The sequence below is a fragment of the Tepidiphilus sp. J10 genome, assembly GCF_006980785.1.
GTDB lineage: Bacteria > Pseudomonadota > Gammaproteobacteria > Burkholderiales > Rhodocyclaceae > Tepidiphilus > Tepidiphilus olei.
Genome location: NZ_SBHP01000003.1, coordinates 1 through 4,864 on the forward strand (window position 1 = coordinate 1; position 4,864 = coordinate 4,864).

Consider the following 4,864-nt stretch of genomic DNA (forward strand, 5'->3'; position numbering starts at 1 on the left):
CGGGTGCTCGGTTGCACGGTGGCCACGTCGGAAGCCGAGATCAATTGGCGACGTTTCCTGGAATCCCTCCTGGCCAGAGGGTTGCACGGTGTCAAGCTCATCGTCGCGGATGATCATGCGGGCCTCAAAGCTGCCCGCAAAGCGGTGTTCCCTTCTGTTCCCTGGCAGCGTTGCCAGTTCCATCTGCAGCAAAACGCCGGCCAGTTCGTCACCCGACAGGAGGCGAAAAAGCACGTCGCCGCGACACTGCGCGCGATCTTCAATGCTCCGGACAAGGCAGAAGCCGAGCGGCTTTTGAAAGCCGCCCTGGACACCTGGCGCAAGGAGCATCCGAAACTGGCCGAGTGGGCCGAAACCGCGATTCCTGAATCCCTGACGGTGTTCGACTTCCCCGCTGCGCACCGTATCCGTTTGCGTACCACCAACGGGCTGGAACGCATCAACCGGGAACTGCGACGACGCACCCGGGTGGCCAGCATCTTCCCCAACATGGATTCCTGCCTGCGCCTGGTCTCGGCGCTGCTGGCCGAACTCGACGACGAGTGGATGACCGGCAAGGTCTATCTCAACCTCAACCCGTAACCCCGGCGTCATGACCAACACCACGGAAATTTACAGAAAAAAGGTTGCACAACCCGCATAGATGCGTTATCATGCAACTATGCATACGATCAACGTACAACCACACGAAATCTTTCAGGCCCTCGCCGACCCGACGAGGATCCGTATCGTCCGCCTGCTGGCCGAGACCGGCGAGGAGGCCTGCCTCTGCGAACTGGTGGACAGCCTGCTTGAGCCCCAGTACAAGCTGTCGCGCCATGTAAAGATTCTGCGTCAGGCTGGGCTGCTGTCCGCAGAGAAAGATGGGCGCTGGGTCTATCACCGCCTCGTGCGCGGCGTGCCTTACCTGGAATTGGCCTACGACATGCTGCGGGCGCTGCCCGACGTCGGCGGGCTCTTTGCCCAGGACTTGCACCGTTTTCGCGAGCGGATGTGTTTACGGGAAGGCGGGCGCTGTCGTATCGGCATCCAGACCGCATCGCTTGCGGCGGTGGAGGGCGAGTGATGGGCTGCGCCTGCGCCGCCGAGGCCCCGGTGGTCATGCCGCGACCCTGGCGCAACGCCAAGGTCGTCACCTCCGTATGCTCCGGGCTGTTGCTGCTCACCGGCTTCGTCGGCGGCTATCTCGGCCTGCCCGCCGGGTTCCAGGCAATTCTCTATATCGCCGCCGTACTCGTCGGCGGCTACTATTTCGGCCGCGAGGCGCTGGAGGAACTGGTCAAGGAGAGCGAGATCGGCATTGAGCTCCTCATGTCCACCGCCGCCATCGTCGCCGGGGTCATGGGGCAGTGGGCGGAGGCCGCGACGCTTGTGTTTCTCTACTCGATCTCCGAGGCGGCGGAAGGCTACACGGCGGAGCGCGCCCGGCACGCGATCCGCGCCCTCATGGACTTGGCCCCGAAGACCGCGCTCGTGCGGCGCGGAGACGAGGAGATACGGATCCCGGTCGAGCAGATCCGGGTGGGCGATGTCTTCATCGTGCTGCCGGGCGAGTCGGTCGCCACTGACGGCGAGGTGGTCGACGGTCATTCCAGCGTGAACCAGGCGCCGGTGACCGGCGAATCCGTGCCGGTCGAGAAACTGCCGGGCAGCCAGGTGTTCGCCGCCACCCTCAACGGCGAGGGCGCGCTCACGGTGCGTGCCACCAAGACCTTCGCCGACAACACCCTCTCGCGCATCATCCATCTGGTGGAAGCCGCGCAGGCGAGCAAGGGCCGCAGTCAACGCTTCATCGAGCGCTTCGGCAAGCGCTACAGCCCCTCCGTCCTGGGCGTGGGCATCCTCATCGGCCTTTTGCCGCCGCTGTTCGGCCTGCCTTGGGAGGACTGGCTCACCCGCGCCACCGTGTTCATCGTCGCCGCCGCCCCTTGCGCCCTGGTGATCTCCGTCCCCATCACGCTGGTCGCCGCCATCGGCACCGCCGGCCGCAACGGCCTGTTGATCAAGGGCGGCGTGCATCTGGAGAACCTGGCCAAGGTGCGGGTGGTGGCCCTGGACAAGACCGGCACGCTCACCCTGGGCCGGCCGCAGGTCACGGATGTGATCCCGCTGGACGGGCAAAGCGAACGCGAGGTACTGGCCGCGGCCGCCGCCCTCGAACTGCGCTCGCAGCACCCCCTGGCGCAGGCCGTGCTGGAGCGGGCCAAGAGCGAGGGCATCGCGGTCAACCCGGCCCAAGATTTCCTGTCCCTCACCGGCGCGGGCGCCCGCGGCCGGATCGAAGGCGTCGACCACTATGTAGGAAACCCACGGCTCTTCGAGGGGCTGGGCGTTCCGGTGGCCGCCGCGATGCCCCGCATCGAAGCCTTGCAGCGGGAAGGCAAGACCGTGGTGCTGGTCGGCACCGATCGAGCCCTCGACGGCCTGATCGCCATCGCCGATCCGCTGCGGCCGGAGGCGGTCCGGGCCGTCGCCGAGCTCAAGCGCGCCGGCATCGAGCGGGTGGTCATGCTGACCGGCGACAATCCCTTGGCGGCGGAAGCGATCGCCAGGCAGGTGGGTGTGGACGAGGTGTTCGCCGAGCTTTCCCCGGAGGGCAAGGCGCGCAAGGTCGCCGAGCTGGAGGCGCGCTACGGCAAGGTGATGATGGTCGGCGATGGCGTGAACGACGCGCCCGCACTGGCGGCGGCCCACGTCGGCGTCGCCATGGGCGCGGCGGGCACCGACGTCGCGCTGGAGACGGCGGACGTGGTGCTGATGAGCGACAACCTCGCGCGGCTGCCCTATCTGATTTCCTTCAGCCGCCGAACCTGGCAGGTGATCCGGCAGAACCTCGCCCTGTCCGCGGTGGTGATCGGCGTCCTGATCGCGGGCGCGGTGGGCGGCTATCTCACCCTGCCGATCGCGGTGCTGGCGCACGAGATCAGCGAGTTCGTGGTGATCGGAAACGGCCTGCGCATGCTGCGCCGCTGAACAGCAATTCCAACCCAAGGAGCGTTGTCATGGATATCAAGTACGGTTTCGGCAAGACGGTGGAGCTGACCTTCGATCAAGCGATCGAGCGCGTCACCCAGGCCCTGCAGGCCGAAGGCTTCGGCGTGCTGGCCGACATCGACGTCGCCGGCGCGATGAAGAAAAAGCTCAACCAGGACATGCCGCCCTACCGAATTCTCGGCGCATGCAATCCGCCGCTCGCGCATCGGGCCCTGACGGTGGAGTCGTCCATCGGGCTGCTCCTGCCCTGCAACGTGGTGGTGCGCCAGGATGATGCAGGCAAGGTGCATGTCGAGTTCATGGACCCCAACGCCGTGCTGGACCTGGTCGGCAAACCGGATATTACTCAGCTGGCCGGTGAGGTGAGGCAGCGGCTGCAGCGGGTGATGCAGGCGCTGTAGCCCCGGGCGAAAAGCGTCTTTCAGCCCGGGGCGAACGAGGAGCGTGGAGATGAGAACAACTCGACGAGGCATTTCAAGGCTAACGGCCGGTGCAGCCGTCGCGTTCTCGTTGCTCGTCTCATCCCTCGCTGTTGGCCTTGCCCGTGCGGAGGGGGCAACAAAATTGGCGCAAGACATGATGGGGCCGGGAATGATGGGCCCCATGCACAGGAACATGATGCAGCGGATGATGGGGGGCGCGCTGCCGCCCGGCATCGATCCCGCGCTGCTGCCCGAGCCGGATTCGGCAGGCGCGAGGATACTGCAGTATTACTGCGTGCAATGCCACAACCTGCCCGGCCCGGGCATGCACACCGCCGCCGGATGGCCGCGGGTGCTGGGCCGCATGAACATGCGCATGCGGATGATGGGCGGCATGATGGGTGGAATGATGGGGGTGGTGGCCCCGAGCAGGGTAGAACTGGACATCCTGCTCGACTATCTGCAGAAGCACGCCCAGGAACCGATCGACGCGGCCAAATACCCGGACCTGAACACGCAGGCGGGCCAGGCGTTCAGCACCTTCTGCGTGCAGTGCCACGCGCTGCCGGACCCGCGTCAGCACACCGCGCAGGAGTGGCCGGCGGTGGTCGGCCGGATGCGCGGGCACGAGGCGGCAATGGGAAAGTTCGTCCCGGACAAGACGACGACGGCCGAGATTATCGACTTCTTGCGGCGGCATGGCCGCACCCGGGAATGAAAGGCTAAGAAGATGATGATGGATTACGGCATGGGCTGGGGATGGGGATTCGGCTGGATCTGGATGATCCTGCTCTGGCTGGTGCCGGTACTGCTCGTGCTGGCCGCCATCAAGTATCTGTTGGGCGGCAGAAGCCGAACGGGCACGGGCGCTCGCCAGGGCGATGACCGGGCCTTGGCTATCCTTGAAGAAAAATACGCGCGGGGGGAAATCGATCGCGACGAGTTCTTGCAGAAGCGCGACGACTTGAAGGGGGGATAGGCCCCGGTCCAAGGACCGGGTTGTGCAATTTCCACCAGTAAAGGAGATGCAAATGAACACCAAGCAAAAACTCGTTGGCGCGCTTGCCGCGATGGCGCTTTTGGGAACCGTGGCCAGCGCTTCGGCTCAGCAAGGGCAACCGTACTACGGCTACGGCATGGGACCCGGCATGATGGGCGGATGGTGCCCGATGTGCGGCATGGGGCCGGGGATGATGGGCATGGGACCGGGCATGATGGGTCCCGGCATGATGGGCATGGGTCCCCGCGGGATGTGGGGGGATTGGGATGACTGGGACGACCGCTACATGGGCCCTGGCATGATGGGCCCTGGCATGATGGGCCCCGGAATGATGGGCCCCGGAATGATGGGCCCCGGAATGATGGGCCCCGGAATGATGGGCGGATACGGCTATGGCCCGGCGCTCGACCTCACGGAGCAGCAGCAGGCCAAGATCGCACAGATCCAG

7 protein-coding genes are annotated in these 4,864 nt (G+C 65.7%); all 7 read left to right on the forward strand.

All coding sequences use genetic code 11. The features are described from left to right. The coding region (locus EPD81_RS05815; RefSeq protein ID WP_185955372.1) for a transposase at positions 1-582 on the forward strand (582 nt) is incomplete at its 5' end. 79 nt (positions 583-661) lie between these two features. Further along, positions 662-1,066: a metalloregulator ArsR/SmtB family transcription factor gene (locus tag EPD81_RS05820; RefSeq protein ID WP_055423764.1), complete on the forward strand. Its 405-nt coding sequence runs from the start codon at positions 662-664 to the stop codon at positions 1,064-1,066. Further along, positions 1,066-2,973, forward strand: coding sequence for a cation-translocating P-type ATPase (locus EPD81_RS05825; RefSeq protein WP_142804524.1), 1,908 nt, complete (start codon positions 1,066-1,068; stop codon positions 2,971-2,973). The genes EPD81_RS05820 and EPD81_RS05825 overlap by 1 nt, the downstream gene beginning before the upstream one ends. A gap of 29 nt (positions 2,974-3,002) precedes the next feature. Further along, complete coding sequence (locus tag EPD81_RS05830) at positions 3,003-3,395, forward strand: DUF302 domain-containing protein (RefSeq protein WP_142804526.1); 393 nt, start codon at positions 3,003-3,005, stop codon at positions 3,393-3,395. 214 nt (positions 3,396-3,609) lie between these two features. Continuing rightward, on the forward strand, positions 3,610-4,134 hold the full coding sequence (locus tag EPD81_RS05835; protein WP_142804528.1) for a hypothetical protein: 525 nt from the start codon (positions 3,610-3,612) through the stop codon (positions 4,132-4,134). Between the two features lie 12 nt (positions 4,135-4,146). After that, positions 4,147-4,395 (forward strand): SHOCT domain-containing protein, encoded by a 249-nt coding sequence (locus EPD81_RS05840; RefSeq protein WP_055423768.1) that lies wholly within the window; start codon positions 4,147-4,149, stop codon positions 4,393-4,395. Positions 4,396-4,447: 52 nt separating this feature from the next. After that, a partial coding sequence (locus tag EPD81_RS10735; RefSeq protein ID WP_221929240.1) for a hypothetical protein occupies positions 4,448-4,864 on the forward strand: 417 nt, incomplete at its 3' end.